The 21,474-nt window shown below is 67.3% G+C and carries 19 protein-coding genes; 17 read left to right on the top strand and 2 right to left on the bottom strand.

Features of this window, described 5'->3' with window-relative positions; translation table 11 throughout:
* Positions 1-120 precede the first annotated feature (120 nt).
* From AC13F7_RS03295 to tkt, 14 genes are all read left to right on the top strand, one after another.
* Positions 121-1,179 (top strand): pilus assembly protein PilM, encoded by a 1,059-nt coding sequence (locus tag AC13F7_RS03295; RefSeq protein WP_123730869.1) that lies wholly within the window; start codon positions 121-123, stop codon positions 1,177-1,179.
* Positions 1,179-1,961 (top strand): PilN domain-containing protein, encoded by a 783-nt coding sequence (locus AC13F7_RS03300; RefSeq protein ID WP_482999225.1) that lies wholly within the window; start codon positions 1,179-1,181, stop codon positions 1,959-1,961. Before AC13F7_RS03295 ends, AC13F7_RS03300 begins: the two co-directional genes overlap by 1 nt.
* Positions 1,958-2,635 carry a type IV pilus inner membrane component PilO gene (locus AC13F7_RS03305; RefSeq protein WP_482999226.1) on the top strand — a complete coding sequence of 226 codons (678 nt, stop codon included), beginning with the start codon at positions 1,958-1,960 and terminating at the stop codon, positions 2,633-2,635. Before AC13F7_RS03300 ends, AC13F7_RS03305 begins: the two co-directional genes overlap by 4 nt.
* On the top strand, positions 2,632-3,168 hold the full coding sequence (locus AC13F7_RS03310; RefSeq protein WP_259259282.1) for a pilus assembly protein PilP: 537 nt from the start codon (positions 2,632-2,634) through the stop codon (positions 3,166-3,168). Before AC13F7_RS03305 ends, AC13F7_RS03310 begins: the two co-directional genes overlap by 4 nt.
* A gap of 20 nt (positions 3,169-3,188) precedes the next feature.
* Positions 3,189-5,165, top strand: coding sequence for a type IV pilus secretin PilQ (locus tag AC13F7_RS03315; RefSeq protein ID WP_482999227.1), 1,977 nt, complete (start codon positions 3,189-3,191; stop codon positions 5,163-5,165).
* Positions 5,166-5,303: 138 nt separating this feature from the next.
* The gene (locus AC13F7_RS03320) at positions 5,304-5,591 is read left to right on the top strand and encodes a YkgJ family cysteine cluster protein (protein ID WP_482999228.1); all 288 of its coding nucleotides are present in this window, start codon (positions 5,304-5,306) and stop codon (positions 5,589-5,591) included.
* Between the two features lie 115 nt (positions 5,592-5,706).
* Positions 5,707-6,729, top strand: coding sequence for an AAA family ATPase (locus tag AC13F7_RS03325; RefSeq protein WP_481469090.1), 1,023 nt, complete (start codon positions 5,707-5,709; stop codon positions 6,727-6,729).
* Between the two features lie 5 nt (positions 6,730-6,734).
* Positions 6,735-7,658 (top strand): DUF58 domain-containing protein, encoded by a 924-nt coding sequence (locus tag AC13F7_RS03330; RefSeq protein ID WP_481469091.1) that lies wholly within the window; start codon positions 6,735-6,737, stop codon positions 7,656-7,658.
* Positions 7,655-8,116, top strand: coding sequence for a DUF4381 family protein (locus AC13F7_RS03335; RefSeq protein ID WP_482999229.1), 462 nt, complete (start codon positions 7,655-7,657; stop codon positions 8,114-8,116). Before AC13F7_RS03330 ends, AC13F7_RS03335 begins: the two co-directional genes overlap by 4 nt.
* Complete coding sequence (locus AC13F7_RS03340) at positions 8,113-9,120, top strand: vWA domain-containing protein (protein ID WP_482999230.1); 1,008 nt, start codon at positions 8,113-8,115, stop codon at positions 9,118-9,120. The genes AC13F7_RS03335 and AC13F7_RS03340 overlap by 4 nt, the downstream gene beginning before the upstream one ends.
* Positions 9,117-10,835, top strand: coding sequence for a VWA domain-containing protein (locus tag AC13F7_RS03345; RefSeq protein WP_482999231.1), 1,719 nt, complete (start codon positions 9,117-9,119; stop codon positions 10,833-10,835). The genes AC13F7_RS03340 and AC13F7_RS03345 overlap by 4 nt, the downstream gene beginning before the upstream one ends.
* Positions 10,832-12,535 (top strand): BatD family protein, encoded by a 1,704-nt coding sequence (locus tag AC13F7_RS03350; RefSeq protein WP_482999232.1) that lies wholly within the window; start codon positions 10,832-10,834, stop codon positions 12,533-12,535. The genes AC13F7_RS03345 and AC13F7_RS03350 overlap by 4 nt, the downstream gene beginning before the upstream one ends.
* Positions 12,536-12,602: 67 nt before the next feature.
* A complete protein-coding gene (locus AC13F7_RS03355; protein WP_123730323.1) occupies positions 12,603-13,946 on the top strand; it encodes a dicarboxylate/amino acid:cation symporter in 1,344 nt (447 codons plus the stop codon).
* Positions 13,947-14,097: 151 nt separating this feature from the next.
* A complete protein-coding gene (tkt, locus tag AC13F7_RS03360) occupies positions 14,098-16,107 on the top strand; it encodes a transketolase (RefSeq protein WP_482999233.1) in 2,010 nt (669 codons plus the stop codon).
* A 168-nt stretch (positions 16,108-16,275) separates the two neighbouring features.
* Here the strand turns inward: tkt and AC13F7_RS03365 are convergent, their stop codons facing one another.
* Entirely contained in the window at positions 16,276-18,222 is a 1,947-nt protein-coding gene (locus tag AC13F7_RS03365; RefSeq protein WP_482999234.1) for an acetyl-CoA hydrolase/transferase C-terminal domain-containing protein, read from the bottom strand.
* A gap of 246 nt (positions 18,223-18,468) precedes the next feature.
* Between AC13F7_RS03365 and AC13F7_RS03370 the strand changes: the two genes are divergently transcribed.
* Genes AC13F7_RS03370 through AC13F7_RS03380 form a run of 3 tightly spaced genes read left to right on the top strand, consistent with a single transcriptional unit; the run spans position 18,469 to position 20,604 of the window.
* A complete protein-coding gene (locus AC13F7_RS03370) occupies positions 18,469-18,834 on the top strand; it encodes a BlaI/MecI/CopY family transcriptional regulator (protein WP_481469099.1) in 366 nt (121 codons plus the stop codon).
* Entirely contained in the window at positions 18,827-20,038 is a 1,212-nt protein-coding gene (locus AC13F7_RS03375; RefSeq protein WP_482999235.1) for a M56 family metallopeptidase, read from the top strand. Before AC13F7_RS03370 ends, AC13F7_RS03375 begins: the two co-directional genes overlap by 8 nt.
* A complete protein-coding gene (locus AC13F7_RS03380; protein ID WP_482999236.1) occupies positions 20,035-20,604 on the top strand; it encodes a hypothetical protein in 570 nt (189 codons plus the stop codon). The genes AC13F7_RS03375 and AC13F7_RS03380 overlap by 4 nt, the downstream gene beginning before the upstream one ends.
* A gap of 58 nt (positions 20,605-20,662) precedes the next feature.
* On the opposite strand, the gene AC13F7_RS03385 is transcribed toward AC13F7_RS03380, so the two are convergent.
* Positions 20,663-21,469: an MBL fold metallo-hydrolase gene (locus AC13F7_RS03385; protein WP_482999237.1), complete on the bottom strand. Its 807-nt coding sequence runs from the start codon at positions 21,467-21,469 to the stop codon at positions 20,663-20,665.
* Positions 21,470-21,474: the final 5 nt, after the last annotated feature.

Here is a 21,474-nt window from a genome sequence, read left to right on the forward strand (position 1 = left end):
ACGCGTGAAACGAGCAGTGGTGCTCGTTTTACAGCTTGACGGTTGCGATTTGCAAAAAAAACGTTATTAATGCGCGGTCGCAGCTTCTGCGTCCAAGTGCCCATCGGCAGGGGAGAAACCGTGGGGCTTATCCCAAAAAGCCAGTCGCCTCTTATCGGCGTCGATATCAGCTCGACTGCAGTAAAGCTGTTGCAGCTATCCCGCAGCGGCAATCGTTTCCGCGTGGAACATTACGCTGTGGAACCACTTCCGCCGAATGCGGTCGTGGAAAAGAACATCGTGGAGGTCGAAGCGGTCGGGGAGGCCATTCGACGTGCCGTGAACCGCTCCGGGACCAAGGCACGGCATGCTGCCGCGGCCGTGGCCGGTTCGGCCGTGATCACCAAACTGATCCCGATGCCGGCCGATCTGGACGAGAACGAGATGGAAGCCCAGGTCGAGCTTGAGGCGGTCAACTACATCCCGTACCCGATCGAGGAAGTGAACCTCGATTTCGAAGTGCTGGGTGCGATTCCGAACAACCCGGAAATGGTCCAGGTGCTGCTGGCGGCATCGCGTTCGGAGAACGTCGAGCTGCGCCAGTCGGCGCTGGAGCTGGGCGGACTGGTCGCGCGGGTCATGGACGTGGAGGCCTTCGCGGTCGAGAACGCCTTTGCCCTGGTCGCCAGCGAGCTGCCGGTGGCCAGTGATGGCGTGGTCGCGCTGGTGGACATCGGTGCCACCATGACCACCCTGAACGTCCTGCGCGGCGGGCGCAGCCTGTACAGCCGCGAACAGGTGTTCGGCGGCAAGCAGCTGACCGACGAAGTGATGCGCCGCTACGGGCTGACCTACGAAGAGGCCGGCCTGGCCAAGCGCCAGGGTGGCTTGCCGGAAAGCTACGAGATGGAAGTCCTGGAGCCCTTCAAGGAAGCCACCGTCCAGCAGATCAGCCGTCTGCTGCAGTTCTTCTATGCGGGCAGCGAGTTCAACCGGGTTGATCACATCGTGCTCGCCGGCGGTTGCGCGGCCCTGACCGGCCTGCCGGACATGGTGGAAGAGCAGCTGGGCGTGGCCACCGTGGTGGCCAACCCGCTGGCACAGATGACGCTGGGCCCGAAGGTGCAGGCGCACGCGCTGGCCCAGGACGCCCCGGCGCTGATGATTGCGACCGGTCTGGCGCTGAGGAGCTTTGACTGATGGCGCGCATCAACTTATTGCCCTGGCGCGCCGAGCGGCGCAAGCAACGCCAGCGCGACTTCTACGCCATGCTGGGTGGGGCCGCCATCGGTGGCCTGCTGCTGTCGTTGTTGATCTGGTTCTACTACGACCGTCAGGTCAGCGGCCAGGCCGATCGCAATACCTTCCTGCAGGCCGAGATCGACAAGGTCAAGGAGCAGAACAAGGAGATCGAGCGCCTGGATCGCCAGAAGGATCGACTGCTGGCCCGCAAGGCCGTGATCGAGGAACTGCAGGCCAAGCGTTCGCAGATGGTGCACCTGTTCGATGCGCTGGTTCGGACCATCCCCGACGGGGTGGTCCTGACCACGCTCAAGCAGGAGGGTGACGTGCTGACGCTGGAAGGCCGCACGCAATCCAACGCACGGGTCAGCGCCTACATGCGCAACCTGGAAAGCTCGGGCTGGATGACCAACCCGGAGCTGTCGATCATCGAAGCCAAAGCCCCGGAACGTGACAAGGCGGGTGCTGCCAGCGGTACGGTCGCGGACATCAAGTCGCTGCCGTACATGTTCGTGGTCAAGGTGAATCTGCCTGCCCAGAGCAGCGTTACCGAGCTGGCCGCCGACGGCAGTGTGATCGAGCCGACCGCCGATCCCGCGCCGCCGGCGCCGGCGACGGATGCACCGGCATCGCCCGATGCCGCCGACCCGGCCAAAGCTGCCGGTAGCCGCATCGTGCCGTCCACGCAACCTGCACAACCGGCGGCGCCGGCCCCGGCCCAGAAGGGGGCCGCCGCATGAGCCAGAAGATCAATCTCAAAGAGCTGGACTTCAACAACATCGGCAACTGGCCGCAGAAGGCCAAGGTGGTGTTCTGCGTGCTGCTGGCGCTGTTCATCATGATCATGTCGTGGTTCCTGCTGATCAGTGGCAAGCGCGATGAGCTGGCCTCGCTGGAAAGCCGCGAGAGCCAGCTGCGCAGTGAGTTCGAGAAAGAGCAGGGCCGTGCGGTCAACCTGGAGCCGCTCAAGCAGCAGCTGACCCAGATGGAGCAGGTGCTGCAGCAGATGCTGCGCCAGCTGCCCAGCAAGACCGAAATGCCGGACCTGATCATCGACATCTCGCAGACGGCACTGTCCAGTGGCCTGTCCAACGAGCTGTTCCAGCCGGGTGCCGAGCAGCCCAAGGAGTTCTACGCCGAAAAGCCGATCGCCCTGCGCATGGTGGGCAGTTACCACCAGTTCGGTGCGTTCGTCAGCGGTGTGGCCTCGCTGCCGCGCGTGGTCATCCTCACCATGCACGACATCAACCTGAAGCCGAAGGATCCCAAGACCGGCATCACTGCCCGCAGCGGTGCGCTGGAGTTGTCCGGAACGGTCAAGACCTACCGTTACCTGGATGACGTGGAGATGGAAGCGCAGGAGAAAGCCGCGGCTGAAAAAGAAAAGGCTGCGAAGAAGGGAGGCCGGAAATGAGCCGCCTGACCTCGACCGCACGGGTATGCGGCCTGCTGGGGGTCGTACTGCTGGCCGGTTGCGCACGCGGCGTGACCAGTACCCCCGGCGATGCGCCCAACCTAGAAAAGTGGGTGGCCGATGTGCGTGCTCGTCCGGCACCGCCGCTTGAGCCGCTGCCGGTGATGCAGCAGTTTGAGACGTTTGAATATTCCGCGCAGGGGATGCGCGACCCGTTCACCGACGCCTGGGCCAATCCGCAAGGGGGATCGGGGCTGCGTCCGGACCCGAACCGCCGCAAGGAGCCGCTGGAAGATTTCCCGCTGGACAGCCTGGACATGGTGGGTTCGATCGGCCGTGGGGGCGGGCTCGTCGTGCTCGTGATGGCACCGGACAAGGTCACCTATCGGGTACGTCCGGGCGTCTATCTGGGGCAGAGCGACGGGCGGGTGACCGGGGTCTTCGAGGACCGGATTGAGCTGATTGAACTGGTGCCGGATGGCGCGGGTGGCTGGCTGGAACGTCCGGCAACGCTCGCGCTTGAAGATCAATGAATGATTATGGGGATAGCACGATGACCTTTTCCAACGCCCTGCGGCTGAATTCCGTCCGGCGCTATAAGTTGTTCCACCTGTGCGCGCTGGGAGTCGCGCTCATGGTGGCCAACGGTACGCTGATGGCGGCGACGCCCGGCGGCGCAGTGCCCAAACCGGCGGTCACCACTGCGCCGGCAAGCGCACCGGCCTCGCTGTCGGTGTCCAAGATCGATTTCAAGCGCGGCGACGATGGCGCCGGCCGACTGATCCTGCAGTTCGACGGGCAGGGCGCCAGCCCGGACCTGCGCAGCCAGGGCAACAGCGTCGTCATCGACGTGGGCAACGCACGCCTGCCGGAGAGCCTGCAGAAGCCGATCAACGTGACCGACTTCGCCACGCCGGTGCAGCGCATCGATCCCAAACCCTACGGCGGCGGCACCCAGCTGGTCCTCAACACCAACACCGCATTCGAGTCGCTGGCCTACCAGAGCGGCAATGAGTACGTGGTCGAGATCAGTCCACGCCGGGCAGCTCCGGCGGCCGGCGCGATTACCGCCACCAGCGTGAGCCAGGCAGCGGCAGCACTGGGCCAGCGTGGCTACAGCGGCAAGCCGGTGACGTTCAACTTCCAGGATGTGCCGGTCCGCACCGTGCTGCAGCTGGTCGCTGAGGAATCCAACCTCAACGTGGTCGCCTCCGACAGCGTGCAGGGCAATGTGACCCTGCGCTTGGTCAACGTGCCGTGGGACCAGGCGCTGGACATCGTGCTGCGGGCCAAGGGCCTGGACAAGCGCCGCGATGGCGGCGTGATCTGGGTCGCGCCGCAGCCGGAGCTGGCCAAGTTCGAACAGGACAAGGAAGACGCGCGCATCGCGATCGAGAACCGCGAGGATCTGGTCACCGATTACGTGCAGATCAACTACCACAATGCCGGGGCGATCTTCAAAGCACTGACCGAGGCCAAGGGCATCGGCGGCAGCAGCGGTGGCAGCGGCGGCAGCTCGCAGGAAGACAGCGGGTTCCTGTCCTCGCGCGGGCGTATCGTGGCCGATGAGCGCACCAATACGCTGATGATCAGCGACATCCCGAAGAAGATCGCGCGGATGCGTGAGTTGATCAACGTGATCGATCGCCCGGTCGACCAGGTGCTGATCGAAAGCCGCATCGTGATCGCCACCGATACTTTCGCGCGCGAACTCGGTGCCAAGTTCGGCATCAGCGGCAGCCGCCAGGATGTGTTCTTCGGTGCCAACACCGATCAGAACCATTCCAACATCACCGACCGCGGGACCAAGGACGCCGAGTACCAGAAGGCGATCAACGAGTGGGTGGCCGGCGGCCGCACCGGCGCGATTCCGGTCCGTGGGCCGACCAAGTTCGCCGAAGGTCTGAACTGGAACCTGCCGGTGGCCGCGATCAACAATCCCGGCTCGCTTGCGCTGTCGATCCTCAATGCCGGTTATTTGCTGGATGTCGAGCTCTCGGCCATGCAGGCTGAATCGCGCGGCGAAGTCATCTCCAACCCGCGCGTGGTGACCACCAACCAGCGCGAAGCGGTGATCAAGCAGGGTAAGGAAATCGGCTACGTCACCATCAGCGGTGGCGGTGCGGCCGGTGCGGCGGCCCAGCCCAACGTCCAGTTCAAAGAAGTGGTTCTGGAGCTGAAGGTCACCCCCACCATCACCAACGACAATCGTGTGTTCCTCAACATGGCGGTCAAGAAGGATGAAGTGGAGCAGTACATTCTGCTGGAAGGCTACGGCCAGGTGCCCACCATCAACCGCCGCGAAGTGAACACTGCGGTGCTGGTGGACGACGGTCAGACCGTCGTCATCGGCGGCGTGTACGAGTTCACCGACCGCACCAGCATCAACAAGGTGCCGTTCCTGGGCGACGTGCCGTTCCTGGGCAATCTGTTCAAGAAGCGGAGCCGCAACAAGGACAAGGCCGAACTGCTGGTGTTCGTGACCCCCAAGGTGCTGCGCGTGGCCAAGTCCAACCCTGCCGTCAACTAAGATCCATCGACGCCGCAGTGACGAAAGGGCCGCCCAGTGCGGCCCTTTCCCGTTTGCGGGGCGGACGGGCATCACCGGGTGGGCGAGGGATCCGCGCTATGCTGCCCCTTGATGTTTCGCAGAAGCGTGTGATTTTCCATGGCAAGGGCCAACTGTTCCAGCTGCGGCGCGCAGTGTTGTCGCCTGACCGTTGTGCTTGACGCATCGGACTGCATTCCGGCGGATCTGACCACGGAACGGCCAGGCGGGCTGCGCGTGATGGCCCAGAGTGCGGACGGATGGTGCGTGGCGCTGGACCGCCAGCGCATGAACTGCAGCATCTATGACGACCGGCCTCAGGCGTGCCGGCGCTTCGTGATGTCCGGACCCTACTGCAGCGCGATCTACTCCACTGAGGGCCGTGTCGTCGGTTCGAACGCGGCCTAGCGTGGGATCCGCCGGTGACCGGTTTCGTGTTCAGCCAATCTTGATGTCGTAACCGCTGCTGTCCTGCCATCATGGGAATGGAACCTCTGCCCACCGTGGAGGTCACATGGATGCCATGAATCTGCCGCCCCCCATGCCTGATACCGCCTCATCCGCTCCGGTGGAGCACGACCGCCTGCACGACGCGTTCCGCGCACTGCGCGACGCCTTGTCCGCCGAGATCGTTGGCCAGAGCGCGCTCGTGGAGCGCCTGCTGACTGCGCTGCTGGCCGATGGCCATCTGCTGGTGGAAGGCGCACCCGGCCTGGCCAAGACCACGGCCATCCGCGCCCTGGCCGCCCGGCTCGATGCGGATTTCTCCCGCGTGCAGTTCACGCCCGATCTGCTGCCGGCCGATCTGACCGGCACCGAGATCTGGCGCCCGCAGGAAGGCCGCTTCGAGTTCGTGCCTGGCCCGATCTTCCACCCGATCCTGCTCGCCGACGAAATCAATCGCGCGCCGGCCAAGGTGCAGTCCGCGCTGCTCGAAGCGATGGGCGAGCGCCAGGTCACCGTGGGTCGCCACACCTATCCGCTGCCGTCGCTGTTCCTGGTGATGGCCACGCAGAACCCGATCGAGCAGGAGGGCACCTTCCCGTTGCCCGAAGCCCAGCTTGACCGCTTCCTGATGCACGTCCGGATCGGCTACCCGGATTCGGATGCCGAGACCGAGATCCTGCGGCTGGCGCGTGAGCGGGCCCGCGAAGCGCTGTCCACCCCGGCCGCCGCCCCTGCCCGCATGCCGTTGAGCGATGTGTTCGCTGCACGCAAGGCGGTGCTGTCGCTGCACATGGCGCCGGCGCTGGAGCGGTATCTCATCGAAATCGTGCTGGCCTCGCGCGATGCCGCCCGCTATGACCCGGCGCTTGCCCGGCGTATCGCCTGGGGCGCCAGCCCGCGTGGCTCGATCGCGCTGGAGCGTTGCGCGCGCGCCCGCGCCTGGCTGGCCGGCCGTGACTTCGTGACGCCGGAAGACGTGCGCAGCGTGGCCCCGGACGTGCTGCGGCATCGCGTGCTGCCCAGCTACGAAGCCACCGCCGAGGGTTGGGATGGCGAACGGCTGGTTGCCGAGCTGCTGGCCCGCGTGCCGGCGCCCTGAGCGCCATGGACCTGCCCGTGCATACGGCCACGCCGCTGGAAGGCGATGGCCTGCAGCCCAGCCTGGCCGAACTGGTGGCGTTGCGCCGCAGTGCGCATCGCGCGCCACCCGCGCGGCGTGGCCGGCACGGTCATGCCGGCAGTGCGCCGTCGCCCGCGCGTGGGCGCGGCATGGAGTACGCCGAATCGCGCGAGTACGTGCCGGGCGATGACGCCCGGCATATCGACTGGCGCGTCACCGCGCGCACCGGGCGCGCGCATACCAAACTCTTCCAGGCCGAGCGCGAGCGCTTGACGCTGCTGGTCGCCGATACCGACCCGGTGCTGTATTTCGGCACGCGGGTCCGCTTCAAATCCGTGCAGGCCGCACGCGTGGGTGCCGTCGCGGCGTGGCTGGCGCAGCGCCAAGGCGACCGCCTTGCTGCCGTGCGTGGCAGCACCCAGGAGCCGCCGATCGCACCGGCCGGCGGCACGCGCGGTGTGCTGCGCGTGCTCGATGCCCTGACCCGCTGGTACGCCGAACCGCCGGCCGAAGACGTCGGCCTGGATCGCGCGCTGGAGCAGGCGGCGCGGCTGCTGCGCCCCGGTGCACGCGTGGTGGTGCTGGCCGATCCGGCGCGCGCGGCCTCGATCAGCCCTGCGCGGTGGGCCGCTTTGGCCATGCACCATGAAGTGGTGGTGATGCTGCTGGTCGATCCGCTGGAGCTGGCACCGCCGGCCGAGGCATTGCCGTTTCTTTCGCAGGGCCGCCGCGTGCTGCTGGATCTGGGCAGCGCAGCGGTGCGCGAACACTGGCGCGACCGTTTCGTGGCCCCACTGGAAGCGCTGCAGAACAGTCTGGCCGCGCGCCGCATCCAAGTGCACGTGGTCGCCACCGATGACGCGAGCGACAGCTGGCTGAGCCCGTTACCAACCGCGGTGGTGGCATGAGCGCCGCTGCGTCGCTGCCGCTGCGCGATGTGCAGCTGCCACCGTCACCGTCGTGGTGGCCGCCTGCGCCGGGTTGGTGGCTGGTGTTGGCCGCCATCATCGTGGTGGTGGCCGCGATCTGGATCTGGCAATGGCGCCGGCGCCGTGCACGCCAGCGTTGGCTGGCTCTGTTCGATGCCCAGATAGCCCAGGCCGGTTCGCCAGTGTTGGAGGTCGCGGCGATTGCCGAGCTGCTGCGTCGCGCGGCACGTCGGTACCAGCCCGGCGCCGAACGCCTGCAGGGCAGTGAATGGCTGGCCTTCCTCGATGAAAAGAACAGCCGGGCTTTCTCCGAGGGCGACGGCGCGCTGCTGCGCGATGGCGGCTATCGGCCGAGCGTGGATGCCGAGGCCGTGCAGCGGTTGCGGGTGCTCGCACGCCGCCGCTACCTGTCGCTGTTGACGGAGCGGCGCCGATGATCGCGCTCACACTGCCGACATGGTTGAGCTGGCTCGACGGGCTGGCGTGGCCGTGGATGCTGCTGGCCCTACCGTTGCCGATCCTGATGCGCTGGTGGCCCTCGCGGCCCGGCGCGGGTGCCGCGTTGCGGGTGCCGTATGCGGCCGACCAACTGCAGTCGCTGGGTGCTGCCTCGGGCCGCGCCGGGGCAGGGCTGGGCCGTGCCGTGTTGTGGCTTGCCTGGGCCTGCCTGTGCGTGGCCGCCGCGCGGCCGCAGCAGTTGGGTGAGGCGGTGACGCCGCCGCAGCAGGGCCGGCAGATGATGCTCGCGGTGGACGTGTCCGGCAGCATGAGCGAAGCGGACATGATGCTCGGCAATCAGGTGGTGGAGCGGCTGACGGCGGCCAAGGCCGTGCTCGCCGATTTCCTCGACCGCCGTGTGGGCGACCGGGTAGGGCTGCTGATCTTCGGTGAGCGTGCCTACACCCTGACCCCGTTGACCGCCGACCTCACCAGCGTGCGCGACCAGCTGCGCGACAGCGTGGTCGGGCTGGCCGGTCGCGAGACCGCCATTGGCGATGCGATCGCGCTGGCGGTCAAACGCCTGCGCGAACAACCCGAGGGCCAGCGCGTGCTGATCCTGCTTACCGACGGCGTCAGCAACGCCGGCGTGCTTGAACCGCTGCGTGCGGCCGAACTGGCGCAGACCGAAGGCGTGCGCGTCTATACCGTGGCCTTTGGCGGCGACGGCGGCATCAGTCTGTTTGGCGTGCAGATCGCCCCGGGCGAAGACCCGGTCGACGAGGCCACCTTGAACAAGATTTCCGAGCTCACCGGTGGCCGCTCCTTCCGCGCGCGCAACACCGAAGAGCTGGCCGGCATCTACGCCGAGCTGGAACGGCTGGAGCCGGTCAAATCCGCTGGCCCGGCGGTGCGGCCGCGGATCGAGCGCTATGCGATGCCGCTGGCGTTGGCACTGCTGCTGGCCGGCCTTGCCTGGCTGCTGCCGAGGCGGTGGCGATGATCGCGAACTTGACTGCACTGCACTTCATGCGCCCTGATGCGTTGTGGGCGCTGCTGGCGCTGCCGCTGCTGGTGGCGATCTGGTGGCTGCGTCGGCGTCGCCGCAATGTGTGGCGGCACACGGTCGATGCGCATCTGCTGCGCCATCTGCTGGTCGGCCGCGACCGTCGCGCCTGGGGTGGGTTGATCGTGCTGCTGCTCGGCACAACGATTGCCGTCGTGGCGCTGGCCGGTCCATCGTGGCGGCAGGTCGCCCAGCCGTTGTGGCAGACGCCGTCGCCGCTGGTGGTTGCACTGGACCTCTCCTCGCGCGTTACCGCGACCGATCTGCCGCCGTCGCGGCTGCTGCAGGCGCGCGCCAAACTGGCCACGCTGCTGCGCGAGCGCCAAGGCGGCGAAGTCGCCCTGCTGGTGTACGCCGATGATGCCTACACGGTGGCGCCACTGACCGACGACATGGCCAATGTCGCGTTGTATCTGGACGCGCTGGCACCGGACGTCATGCCCCGCGATGGTCAGCGTGCCGACCGTGCACTGGAAACCGCGGTGAAGCTGCTGCAGCAATCCGGTGCGCGCGGCGGCGACATTCTCCTGCTCACCGACCGCGCCGATGCGGATGCCGAGCAGGCCGCGGCCTCGGCACGTGCGCAGGGCTTCGTGGTCTCCGTGCTCGGATTGGGCACGCCGCAGGGCGCGGCGTATCGCAACGGCGAGGGCCAGATCGTGCCGGCGCGCCTGGAAGAGACCACCCTGCGCGGCGTGGCCAGCCGCGGTGGCGGTCGCTATGCGCGCATCGCCAGCGACGACAAGGATCTGGCCGCGCTTGATGTGCTGACCCCGCGGGTCAGTGCCGACGATAGCCGCGAAGGGCAGGGCCGTGCTTGGCGCGATGAAGGCTTCTGGTTGCTGCCGCCGCTGATGTTGCTGGCCTTGTTCGCGTTCCGTCGGCGCGGTGCGCTGGCGGTGCTGGTGATGATGGCAGCGCTGCCAATGGCGATGCCGACGTCTGCACACGCAGCAGACGGCACGTGGTGGCAACGCGGCGATCAGGTCGATCAGCAGCGCCTGTCCACCGGCGTGGATGCGTACCGCAAGGGCGACTTCAAGGCGGCGCAGCAGCAGTTCGAGGGGATCGATACCGATGCTGGCTGGTACAACCTGGGCAACGCGTTGGCGCGGCAGGGCCAGTACGACGCGGCCATCGATGCTTACGACCGCGCGCTGAAGAAGCATCCAGGCATGGCCGATGCGGTCGCCAACCGCGCCGCGGTCGACGCCGCACGCAAGCGCAAGCCACCCCGGAACAACGACCAGAACAACGATCAGCAAGACGGAAAGAACCCGCCCGACAAGCCCGACGCCGGCAAGAAGCAGGGGCAGGGACAGGGCAAGGAGGGTGACGGTTCGCCGCCGCCTTCGTCCGGTGATCCGAAGGATGGCCAATCAACGGGCGAGAAGTCGCCGCAAGCTGCCGACAGCCAGGCGCAGGCCGAGGCCGACGCGGCCCAGCGCGAGCGCATGCAGCAGGCGATGCAGCGCCAACGGAAGCACGACGGCACCGGCAAGGCGCAGGGCCAGGTCAGCGGCACGCCGCAGCAACGTGAGCAGCAGCAGGCCGTCGAAGCCTGGATGCGTCGCGTGCCGGATGACCCGGGCAGCCTGCTGCGGGCCAAGTTCCAGCTGGAAAACGAACGCAGGAAACGGGAAGGGCGATGACACATTCCACGATACAGCGCTGGTTGCGCGCCGGGCTTGCCCTGCTGCTGTGCGCGAGCATGGCCGCGCACGCGCAGACCCGTGCCTGGCTCGACCGCGAGCAGATCACCGACGGCGATACCGTCACCCTCAACATCGAATCCGATGCGGGCGGCGGCGCGCCGGACTACGGCCCGCTGCGGACCGACTTCGATCTCAGCAGCCAGACCAGCAGCCGCCAGGTGCAGTGGAGCAACGGCGCGACCACCTCGCGCGCGCTGTATGCCGTCGCGCTCACGCCGAAGCGTAGCGGCACGCTGCAGATTCCCGCCCTGCAGGTCGGCAGCAGCCGGACCCAGCCGCTCACCCTGCAGGTCGGTGCCAGCAGCGCCGCGGCCCCGGCGGCGGCCAGCAGCAATGCCGCCGTGTTCCTGGAAACCGAGGTCGACGATCCCACGCCGTATGTGCAGCAGAGTGTGGGCGTGGTGGTACGGCTGTTCTACGCCGCGCAGCTGCTCAGCGGTGAGCTGGTGCTCGATACGCCTGCCGGTGCATCGCTGCAGCGGGTGGGCGATGACCGCAGCCAGGTGCGCGAGGTCAACGGCCGCCGCTACAACGTGGTGGAGCGCCGCTTTCTGCTGATCCCCGAACGCAGCGGCCCGCTGGTGCTGCCGGCCGCGCAGTTCAACGGGCGCAGCGCGGGGGGCTTCTTCAATGACATGTTCGGCGGTGATGGCCGGCTGCGTGCCGCCTCGGCCGAGCGCACGCTGCAGGTCCAGGCGCAGCCTGCCTCGGCACCGCAGCCGTGGCTGCCCCTGCACGGGCTGCGCCTGCGCTACACCGCCGCGCCCACCACCGGCCGTGCCGGTGAAGCGGCCACCATCGTGGTCGAGGCGATAGCCGAGGGCGCGACCAAGGCACAGTTCCCGGAGCTGCCGGTGCCGGACGTCGGCCCAGGCGCGCAGGTGTTCGCCGAGCCGCCGCAGTTCGATGAAACCTTCAACGGCAACACGCCGCAGCTCAAGCTCACCCGGCGCTTTGCGATCGTGCCGCGTCAGGCCGGGCCGTTGACCGTGCCGGGGCTGCGCATGGCGTGGTGGGATGTCGCGGCCGGCCAGCCGCGCAGTGCCAGCTTGCCGGACCTCCAGCTGGACATCGCCACCGGCGTTGGTGGCGTTGCCGCGCCGAGCTTGCCGGTGGATACCACCTCGGCCCTGCCGGGCGAGCCGGCGGCATCTTCCACCAATCTGCAGCTGGCCCCGGCGCAGGGCGCGTCACGGCCGTGGGGCTGGATCGGGCTGTCGGCCGGGCTGGCCGTGCTGTGGCTGTTGACCCTGGTCTGGGGCTGGCGACGTCGCGGTCGTCCTGTTGCTGTGCGCAGTGCCGAAGGGGGCGTTCCCGTCGCCGCGGCAGGAAGCGCGTACACCCGCGCCGATCTGCGCCGTGCCATGGAAGCGGGCGGGCTGGATGAGATCGTCGCGGTGCTGGCGGGCATGGGCGGTGTGCAGACCCTGGAACAGGTGCTGGAGCGCCTCGACGATGCCCAGCAGCGCGAGGCATTGGTACGGATGCAGCAGGTCCGCTGGGGCGGGCAGGGCGGCGATGTCGGCCAAGCCCGGCAGGACCTGCGGCGCGCCTTCCATGACGGACCACACTGGCGGGTGCGCGCGGCCGCGCAGAACAATGGTCTTGCGCCGTTGTACCCAACTGCGCATTCATAAAAAGGCGTGTCGGTCAGGGCGGCTGCCTTTGCTAAGCTGATTTCATTTTTTCGAGGAACGCCGCTCCATGACTGAGGCCGCAACGACCCGGCAGAAACTGCCTTTGCACTGGAAAATGGGCATTGGTTTCATCATCGGCCTGGTCCTGGGGCTGACCGTGCATGCCCTTGGCGGCACCGTTGACGGCCTGAGCGGCGTGGCCAAATGGGTGATGGACTACATCACCAGCCCGGCGTCGGGGCTGTTCCTCAATCTGATCTTCATGCTGATCGTGCCGCTGATCTTCTCGGCGCTGATCATGGGCGTGTCGGAGATGGGCGACATCCGCGCCCTCGGCCGCATCGGCTGGAAGACACTGGCCTACACCATCGTCCTGTCCGGCATTGCCGTGGGCATCGGCCTGGTGCTGGTCAACGTGCTCAAGCCCGGCGTGGGCGTGGACCCGGTCGTGGCCGCGCAGATGCTGGCCGAGAATGCCGAGCGCAGCAAGGAGATCGTCGCCGGTATCCATGGCACGCCGAAGGGCATGGACATGCTGCTGTCGATCGTGCCGGGCAACGTGGTCGAGGCGGCCTCCAGCAACAGCGCGATCCTGTCGCTGATGTTCTTCGCGCTGATGTTCGGCATCGGCATGGTGCTCTCGCCCGAAGAGAAGGTGGCCCCGCTGCGTCGTGCCATCGAAGGCATCTTCGAAGTCTCGATGACCCTGATCAACCTGGTCATCCGCCTGGCGCCGTACGCGGTGGCCTGCTTCATGTTCAACCTGGCCGCGTTGTTCGGCTTCGAGCTGATCATCCGCCTGGGCGCCTACGTGGGCGTGGTGGTGCTGGCGCTGGGCCTGCACATGGTGGTGACCTACGGCGTGGCCGTGTGGCTGTCCGGTCGCTCGCCGCTGGCGTTCTTCCGCGATACCCAGGAGGCCACCGTGATGGCCTTCTCCACCGCCTCCAGCAACGCCACCCTGCCGACCGCGCTGCGCGTGGCCGACCAGATGGGCCTGCCGCAGAAGGTCTCGCGCTTCGTGCTGACCGTCGGCGCCACCGCCAACCAGAACGGCACCGCGCTGTTCGAGGGCGTGACGGTGATCTTCTTGGCGCAGTTCTTCGGGGTGGACCTGAGCATCGGCCAGCAGATCATGGTGATGGCGGTCTGCATCCTGGGCGGCATCGGCACCGCCGGCGTCCCCTCCGGCTCGCTGCCGGTCGTGGCGATGATCTGCGCGATGGTCGGCGTGAACCCGCTGGGCATCGGCCTGATCCTGGGCGTGAACCACTTCCTGGACATGTGCCGCACCGCGCTGAACGTGACCGGCGATCTGGCCCTGACCACCCTGGTGGCCAAGGGCGAGGTGGACGATGGCCCGGTGGTGGCCGCCGTGGCCCCGGCACCCGCGCCGGCCCCGCGCGACTAAGCCTGCGCAGGTCCGCTGCTCCCCGACGCCCCGCCTCGTGCGGGGCGTCTTCGTTTAACGGCTGGCCTGTCTCCGGCCTGACCCGGTCGATCAGCTGTGGGACAATGGGCCGCCCGCACGTTCGCGGCCGCCTCCCGATTCCGACAGAACCATGACGCAGCCTACCCGCCGCCAGTTGGCCAATGCCATCCGCTTCCTCGCCGCTGATGCGGTTGAAACCGCCAAGTCCGGTCATCCCGGCATGCCGATGGGCATGGCCGACATCGCCGAAGTGCTCTGGAACGACTATCTCCGTCACAACCCGAAGAATCCCAAGTGGTTCAACCGCGACCGCTTCGTGCTGTCCAACGGCCACGGCTCGATGCTGCAGTACGCGCTGCTGCACCTGAGCGGCTACGACCTGCCGATCGAGCAGCTCAAGCAGTTCCGCCAGCTCGGCAGCAAGACCGCCGGCCATCCGGAACACCATGAAACCCCCGGCGTGGAAACCACCACCGGTCCGCTGGGTCAGGGTCTGGCCAACGCCGTGGGCTTCGCGCTGGCCGAGAAACTCCTGGCACAGCGCTACAACCGTCCGGAACACGAGATCGTCGACCACCGCACCTGGGTGTTCCTGGGCGATGGCTGCCTGATGGAAGGCATCTCGCATGAAGCCGCCTCGCTGGCCGGTACCTGGGGCCTGTCCAAGCTGGTCTGCTTCTGGGACGACAACCACATCTCCATCGACGGCAACACCGATGGCTGGTTCACCGACAACACTCCCGAGCGTTTCGAAGCCTATGGCTGGAACGTGGTGCGCGGCGTCGATGGCCACGATCCGGAGAGCATCAAGTCCGCGATCGACAGCGCGCTGTCGCAGTTCGACAAGCCGACCCTGATCTGCTGCCGCACCACGATTGGTTTTGGTTCGCCGAACAAGTCCGGCAAGGAATCCAGCCACGGCGCCCCGCTGGGCAAGGATGAGCTGGATGCAACCCGCAAGCAGCTGGGCTGGCCGTATGGTCCGTTCGAGATCCCCGAAGAGATCTACGCCGGCTGGCGTGCCGGCGGTACCGGTACCCTGCGCCAGGCCGAGTGGGAGCAGCAGTTCGACAAGTACGCCGCGCAGTTCCCGGCCGAAGCCGATGAGCTGATCCGTCGTTCGCACGGCGAGCTGCCGGCCGATTTCATCGCCAAGGCCGATGCCTACATCGCCCAGGTCCAGGCCGATGGCCAGACCATTGCCTCGCGCAAGGCCTCGCAGCTGGCGATCGAAGCGTTCGCACCGCTGCTGCCGGAACTGGTGGGCGGTTCGGCCGATCTGGCGCACTCCAACCTGACCCTGTGGAAGGCCAGCAAGTCGGTCGCCACCGATGACCCGAACGCCAACTACGTGTACTACGGCGTGCGCGAGTTCGGCATGACCGCGATCGCCAACGGCCTGGCCCTGCATGGCGGGTTCATTCCGTTCGACGCCACCTTCCTGGTGTTCAGCGATTACGCCCGCAACGGTGTGCGCATGAGCGCGCTGATCCCGGCCCACGCGATCCACGTGTACACGCACGATTCGATCGGCCTGGGCGAAGACGGCCCGACCCACCAGCCGGTGGAGCATCTGGCCTCGCTGCGCTACATCCCGAACAACGATGTGTGGCGCCCGTGCGATGCGGTTGAATCGGCGGTCAGCTGGAAGGCCGCGATCACCCGCAAGGATGGCCCGAGCTGCCTGGTGTTCAGCCGCCAGAATCTGCCGCACCAGCCGCGCAGCACCGAGCAGGTCGCCCAGATCGCGCGCGGTGGGTATGTGCTGGCCGATGCCGAAGGCGGCGTGCCGGACGTGATCCTGATCGGCACCGGTTCGGAAGTGGGCCTGGCCGTGACCGCCAAGGCGGAACTGGATGCCGCCGGCATCAAGACCCGCGTGGTGTCGATGCCCTCGACCGATGTATTCGAACGTCAGGACGCGGCGTACCGCGAGTCCGTGCTGCCCAACGCCGTGCGCAACCGCGTGGCCGTGGAAGCCGGTGTCACCGGTTTCTGGCGCCAGTACGTGGGCCTGGACGGTGCGGTGGTGGGTATCGACACCTTCGGTGCGTCGGCCCCGGCGGACGCGCTGTACAAGCACTTCGGCATCACCGCCGAGCACGTCGTGGCTGCGGCCAAGGCGCAGCTGGCGAACTGATGGCGGCTGGATGGCGTCGAGCCACGCTCGGCGCCATCAAACGGAAGGCCGGCGAACGCCGGCCTTCTGCGTTCTGGATTGATGGACGGCGCGATCATCTGCCGTCTGCGCTGACCTGGCGCGAGCCGGCCAGCGGCCGGCACTACCCGCGTGCCAAGACGGCGCGCATCACGCCGTGCGCGCCAAGCCCAACCGCACCAGCCGCGCCTCGATGCGTTCGCCGAAAGTGTTCGGCGCTTCCAGTCCCATCCGCTGCAGATAGGCCTGATCCCCATCACCGGCCGGTTGCGTCACCGCCGCCAGCACCGTGCGCAGCTTGGCCATCGGCGTCTGCGTGTTCTGCTTCAGCCAGCCCAGCGCCTTGACCAGGTGCTGCTCCACTTCGGTGAAATCGCTGCCCAGCGGATAGTCCGGTAGCAGGCCGGACTGGCGGAACGGCGCCAGCGCGGCGCTGACGGCGGCGGCTGTGTTGCGCTGCCCATCATCGGCCGCGGTGAAACCAGCCGCGAGCTTCTTCGAGGCTTTCGCCTTGTCCAGCAGGGACGCCTGGAACTGCGCGTCGGTGATCGCCGTCATGGCGATCACGCAGTCCTCGTCGGTCATGTTGCGCAGATCGGCGATGCCGTACTCGTTGATGTAGAGATCGCGCAGATGCCGCGGGATCGTGGTGTGCCCGTAGTTCCAGCGCACGTTGGACTGCAGCACGCCCTTGTCCTCACGGGTGGCGCGGAAAATCAGCGCGCTGCGGGCGCCGGGCAGGGCGTGCGCCATCGCCACGAAGTTGTATTGGCCGCCCACGCCGGAGACCACGCGCCCGTCTTCCAGTGCATCGGAGACAGCGGCGCCGAGCGCGGTGGCCATCATGCAGGAGTTGAAGAAGCGCGCATCGCGGCGTTGCATCCGCTCCAGCGTTTCATCGCCACCGTAGAGCTGGTTGATCTCACTGATGCGGCGCATGCCGATCGCGCTGCGCTCGTCATCGGGCAGGTCGCGCAGCCACTGGTAGAACTCCGGCGAGCCCAGATAGAACGCACCGTGCAGGTACTGGCCCTCGGCCTCGAGGGTGGCGTAATCGGTGGTCCACGCGGTGCCGTTCTCGATCCGCTGCAGCAGCGCCAGATCGTCATGCACCTTGCGCCGGATCACGCCGGTCTGGACCAGCCGGCGGAAGCCTTCGTTGAGCATTTCGCTGCAGCCATACAGGCCAATCTCGAACGGCTCCAAGCCACCGCATTCCAGCACGGTGGGGTGGTGGGCAAGGCCGGGATCCAGCGCCTGCAGAATCTGGCGATACCGTGCGTTGTCGGTATGCCGCAGTACCAGCGCATGGCTGAGTGCATCGGCCAGCGTGCCGATGCCGATCTGAAGCGTGCCACCATCGCGCACCAGCGTGCTGGCGTACAGGCCGATGGCATAGTCGGCATCGCTGACCGGCTGGCGCGGCAGACCGAACAGTTCCGGGTACGGCCCGGGCGGGGTGATCACCAGATCGAAGAACGACACGTCCACCGTGGCCGAGCCGGCCAGATACGGCAGCTGCGGATCGATCTCGGCGATCATCAACGGCCTGGGCAGCCCGCGCGCGACCATCGCATCCAGCGTGTCCTGGGTGATGTCGTTGTTGCACGACAGCGACAGGCGCCGATCATTCGCGCGCATCGCTACTTTCTGCACGATCGCGTGCGGCGCGCGCTGGGCTACCGCATCGGCGGCGTGCGTGTAGTTGAGGCTGGTGTAGCTGCGCTGCGCCTGCGACGAGCCGAGCAGTGCACCGGACTGCATGTAGAACTCCTCCACCTGCACATGCACCGGCAGCTGGTCGCGCACCATCGCATCGGCATACGCAAGGCGCGGGAAGTCCGCGCCGAAATGACGCTCGGCGAACGGCGTCATGAAGCGAGCTTCCAGCCCGGCACCGCCGCGCGGCGGATTCAGCGACAGCGCGGTATACAGCTGCAGCGGCCGCGAGGCATCGTTTTCCACGCGCGCGTACAGGGCGTTGAGCAGCCGGTGCGGCTTGCCCAGCGCCAGTGGTGCGCCAATGCGCAGCGGGCCATCGACCCGCTGCAGCAGCCAGTCGACGGCGGCGTCGAGGTCGGTCAGGTGTTCGGTCATGCGGCGCTATCCTGCGGAATCATGCGGGCCATTACAGCATTCCGGGGTTGAACAGACGGCGACGCGGAACGTCATCGCCGACGCGCACGAACCTTGCACCGCCATCGGATGTTCGGCAGCGCCTCATCGAAGGTGCCGTCGGGGTATGCGCCGACGCTGGCGGTGGATGCATGAACCGGCTGTTGAAGGGGTTGACACCCGCGCTGATTACGGGCGTAATCGATCTGTCGATTACGGATGTAAATGATGAGCCAGATCAGTGAAGCCGAAGCTGTCGTGATGGAGGTGCTGTGGCGCCATCATCCGCTGGGCGCCGATGAGGTGATGGCCGCGCTGGCCAGCCGCGACTGGGCAGAGCCCACCATCAAGACGCTGCTCAACCGGCTGCTGACCAAAGGCGCGATCAGTGCCAGCCGCGATGGGCGCCGCTATCTCTACTCGCCGGTGCTGCAGCGCCAGGCGTGGGTGGCCGAGCAGAGCGAGGGCTTTCTGGATCGGGTGTTCGATGGTCGCGTTGCGCCGCTGGTCGCGCATTTCAGCCAGCGCGGGGAGCTCAGCGCGCAGGACATCGCCGAGCTCAAGCAACTGATCCGGGAGCTGGACCATGACTGAGCTGCTTGATGGGTTGCTGCAGGCCAGCGTGTGGCTGGCGCTGGCGGCGCTTGTGGTGGCCGCCGCACGGCCGGTGCTGCTGCGTCTGGGCGGCGCGGCGCTGGCGTATCGCAGCTGGTGGGTGCTGCCGTTGATGCTGGTGGTGCCTTGTCTGCCACTGCCACGGCTGCCGATCACTGAGACAGAGCCGGTGATGGTCATGGCCTCGGCCCTGCGCGCGCCGGCCGTGCCCAGCGATGCTTCGCAGTGGCCGCTGCTGCTGATGACGATGTGGTTGCTCGGCGCGGTGGCGATGGCTGGCCTCAGCTGGCGGGCGCAACGTCGCTTTGAACATGCGCTGGGCGAGCTGCAACAGCGCGGGGATGGCAGCTGGCAGGCCACTGGCGATCCCGGCCTGCCGGCACTGGTCGGCCTGTGGCGGCCGCGGATCGTGGTCGGCCCGGACTTTGAGCAGCGTTTCAGCCCCGCCGAACAAGCGCTGATTCTGCGGCACGAACACAGCCACCGCCGTCATGGCGATCCCTGGGCAAACGCCGCGTTGGCCGCGCTGCGCTGCGTGTTCTGGTTTCACCCGTTGCTGCCGTGGGTGGCGCGCCGGTTCCTGCGGGACCAGGAACTGGCCTGCGACGCACGCACGGTCGACCCGCATCCGGCCCTGCGCCGGCTCTATGCCAACGCGTTGCTGAAGGCGCAGTTGGTCCACCCGGTTGCACCGATGGCCTGCCACTGGCGCAGCCAACCGATGTTGAAGGAGCGTATTGCCATGTTGAAGGAACACAAGCGGAACGCATTGCCGCGGATGGCCGGGCAGGTGCTGGTGGTCGGGTTGTGTGTGGGTCTGGGCACAGTGGCCTGGGCCAGCCAGGGCAGCGCAGCGGCTGCCGTCAGCGGGATGGGACAGGTCGACATGCCGGCCGATCGCGGTGCGACTGCCCGCATGATGCCGCCACCGTCCTATCCGAAGATTGCCTTCGAGCAAGGCATCGTCGGCAAGGTCGTGTTGCAGGTGAACGTCGACGCCGACGGCAAGGCCACCAGCGTACGCGTGCTGGAGGCCACCCCGGCGGGCATCTTCGATGCGGCGTCGGTGGCTGCCGCGGAGCAGTGGACCTTCGAGCCAGCGATCAAGAATGGCAAAGCGGTCGCGTCGGCGCTGAAGATTCCTGTCACGTTCGCCATGGATGACGACGAGCCCGCGCGATGAGGCGGGAGGTGGCAACGGCGCTGTCTTTGCTGCTTCTGTCGGGCTGTGCAGGGCACGATCAGATCACCACGGTGGACACGCGTGCCGAGAACGTCGACCACCAGCGTCTGCAGGCCAGCGTGGGCACGACCGGGAGCGCGCAGGTGGGGACGTATCAGCTCGGCCCCACCGAGGGCTACCGCATGCCGCAGCTCTACGCGGCGCCCGATCCGGTGGTCGGGGAGCGCGATCCTCGGCGCGAGCTGGCACCGACCATGGTGTGCCTGCAGGTGGTGATCGATGCGCAGGGCAGGGTGGAGCGCAGTGTGCCGTTGAGTGATCGCGGCGAGTGCGCGGCCGGCAACGCGCCGCAGAACGCACCGCTCATGCAGGCCGCGCAGGAAGCCGTGGCGATGTGGCGCTACACCCCCGCAGCGGTCTGTCATTTTCCCCCGCAGCGCGTGCCGACGGATCGGGGAGACTGCGAAGGCGCCGAGCGCATCGAACCGGTGCCGGTAAGCCTGCTGTACGGCTTCACGTTCGAGATCGTGAAAGGGCAACACGTGGTGCGGCGGCAAGGACGCTGAACAGGCAAGGCGTCCTGTGCCAACCGGGCAATAAGGGGGTGCCGGCCAGCGGCCGGCGCTACCTTTCCGGACCGCCCTGGAGGTTGGCCTTTACCGAGGGCTGCATCAGTTTCGGCTCGGGCAGGGTGGCGTCACGGGCTTGGCGGGTGGCGACAAAGTCCGCCTCGCTGATGCCATCGCGCAGATGGATGTTGTGCGCGCGTTGTTCGCCGATGGTGGTTTGATTGGCGACCTCGCGGCCGCCGGGACCGTAGTCGTGGCAGACGAAGACACGGGTCGCATCGGGCAATGCCAGCATGCGCTGGATCGAGCGGTACAGTTGTCCTGCATCACCGCCCGGAAAATCGCAGCGGGCGGTGCCACCGTCGGGCATGAACAGCGAATCGCCGGTGAACAGGGCATCGCCGATGCGATAGGCGACGCTGTCACTGGTGTGGCCCGGTACTGCGATCACCTCGGCGTCGATATCACCGAGGTTGAAGTGCTCGCCATCGGCGAACAGATGGTCGAACTGCGAGCCATCGGTCGGGACATCCAGCGCGTAGCGCGGCGCGAAGGTTCGCTGCACCTGCACGATGCCCTGGCCCATGGCGAGCGTCGCCTCGGGCCACTGCGTCTTGAGCCACCGCCCGGCGCTGACATGATCGGCATGCGCATGGGTCTCCAGCAGCCAACCCACCTTCAGGCCGCTGTCGCGCACATGGGCAAGCAGCGGCTGCAGCGGCCCTGCACCGAATGCATCGGTATCCGGGTCGTAGTCCAGCACCGGATCGATCACCGCCGCCTGCAGCGTCGCCGGGTCATGCACCACGTAACTGAAGGTGTGGCTGTCCGGGTGGAAGAAACTGGCGACGTGCAGTGACATGATGC

This window comes from Stenotrophomonas sp. K-6, assembly GCF_056861555.1.

Bases quoted from the DNA above. Each gene is read 5' to 3' on its own strand.
- AC13F7_RS03330 (WP_481469091.1), top strand. From the start codon at position 6,735: ATGGACCTGCCCGTGCATACGGCCACGCCGCTGGAAGGCGATGGCCTG.
- AC13F7_RS03350 (WP_482999232.1), top strand. From the start codon at position 10,832: ATGACACATTCCACGATACAGCGCTGGTTGCGCGCCGGGCTTGCCCTG.
- AC13F7_RS03380 (WP_482999236.1), top strand. From the start codon at position 20,035: ATGAGGCGGGAGGTGGCAACGGCGCTGTCTTTGCTGCTTCTGTCGGGC.
- AC13F7_RS03320 (WP_482999228.1), top strand. From the start codon at position 5,304: ATGGCAAGGGCCAACTGTTCCAGCTGCGGCGCGCAGTGTTGTCGCCTG.
- AC13F7_RS03335 (WP_482999229.1), top strand. From the start codon at position 7,655: ATGAGCGCCGCTGCGTCGCTGCCGCTGCGCGATGTGCAGCTGCCACCG.
- AC13F7_RS03375 (WP_482999235.1), top strand. From the start codon at position 18,827: ATGACTGAGCTGCTTGATGGGTTGCTGCAGGCCAGCGTGTGGCTGGCG.
- AC13F7_RS03315 (WP_482999227.1), top strand. From the start codon at position 3,189: ATGACCTTTTCCAACGCCCTGCGGCTGAATTCCGTCCGGCGCTATAAG.
- AC13F7_RS03370 (WP_481469099.1), top strand. From the start codon at position 18,469: ATGAGCCAGATCAGTGAAGCCGAAGCTGTCGTGATGGAGGTGCTGTGG.
- AC13F7_RS03325 (WP_481469090.1), top strand. From the start codon at position 5,707: ATGAATCTGCCGCCCCCCATGCCTGATACCGCCTCATCCGCTCCGGTG.
- AC13F7_RS03365 (WP_482999234.1), bottom strand. From the start codon at position 18,222: ATGACCGAACACCTGACCGACCTCGACGCCGCCGTCGACTGGCTGCTG.
- AC13F7_RS03385 (WP_482999237.1), bottom strand. From the start codon at position 21,469: ATGTCACTGCACGTCGCCAGTTTCTTCCACCCGGACAGCCACACCTTC.
- AC13F7_RS03355 (WP_123730323.1), top strand. From the start codon at position 12,603: ATGACTGAGGCCGCAACGACCCGGCAGAAACTGCCTTTGCACTGGAAA.
- AC13F7_RS03340 (WP_482999230.1), top strand. From the start codon at position 8,113: ATGATCGCGCTCACACTGCCGACATGGTTGAGCTGGCTCGACGGGCTG.
- AC13F7_RS03300 (WP_482999225.1), top strand. From the start codon at position 1,179: ATGGCGCGCATCAACTTATTGCCCTGGCGCGCCGAGCGGCGCAAGCAA.
- AC13F7_RS03305 (WP_482999226.1), top strand. From the start codon at position 1,958: ATGAGCCAGAAGATCAATCTCAAAGAGCTGGACTTCAACAACATCGGC.
- AC13F7_RS03345 (WP_482999231.1), top strand. From the start codon at position 9,117: ATGATCGCGAACTTGACTGCACTGCACTTCATGCGCCCTGATGCGTTG.
- tkt (WP_482999233.1), top strand. From the start codon at position 14,098: ATGACGCAGCCTACCCGCCGCCAGTTGGCCAATGCCATCCGCTTCCTC.
- AC13F7_RS03310 (WP_259259282.1), top strand. From the start codon at position 2,632: ATGAGCCGCCTGACCTCGACCGCACGGGTATGCGGCCTGCTGGGGGTC.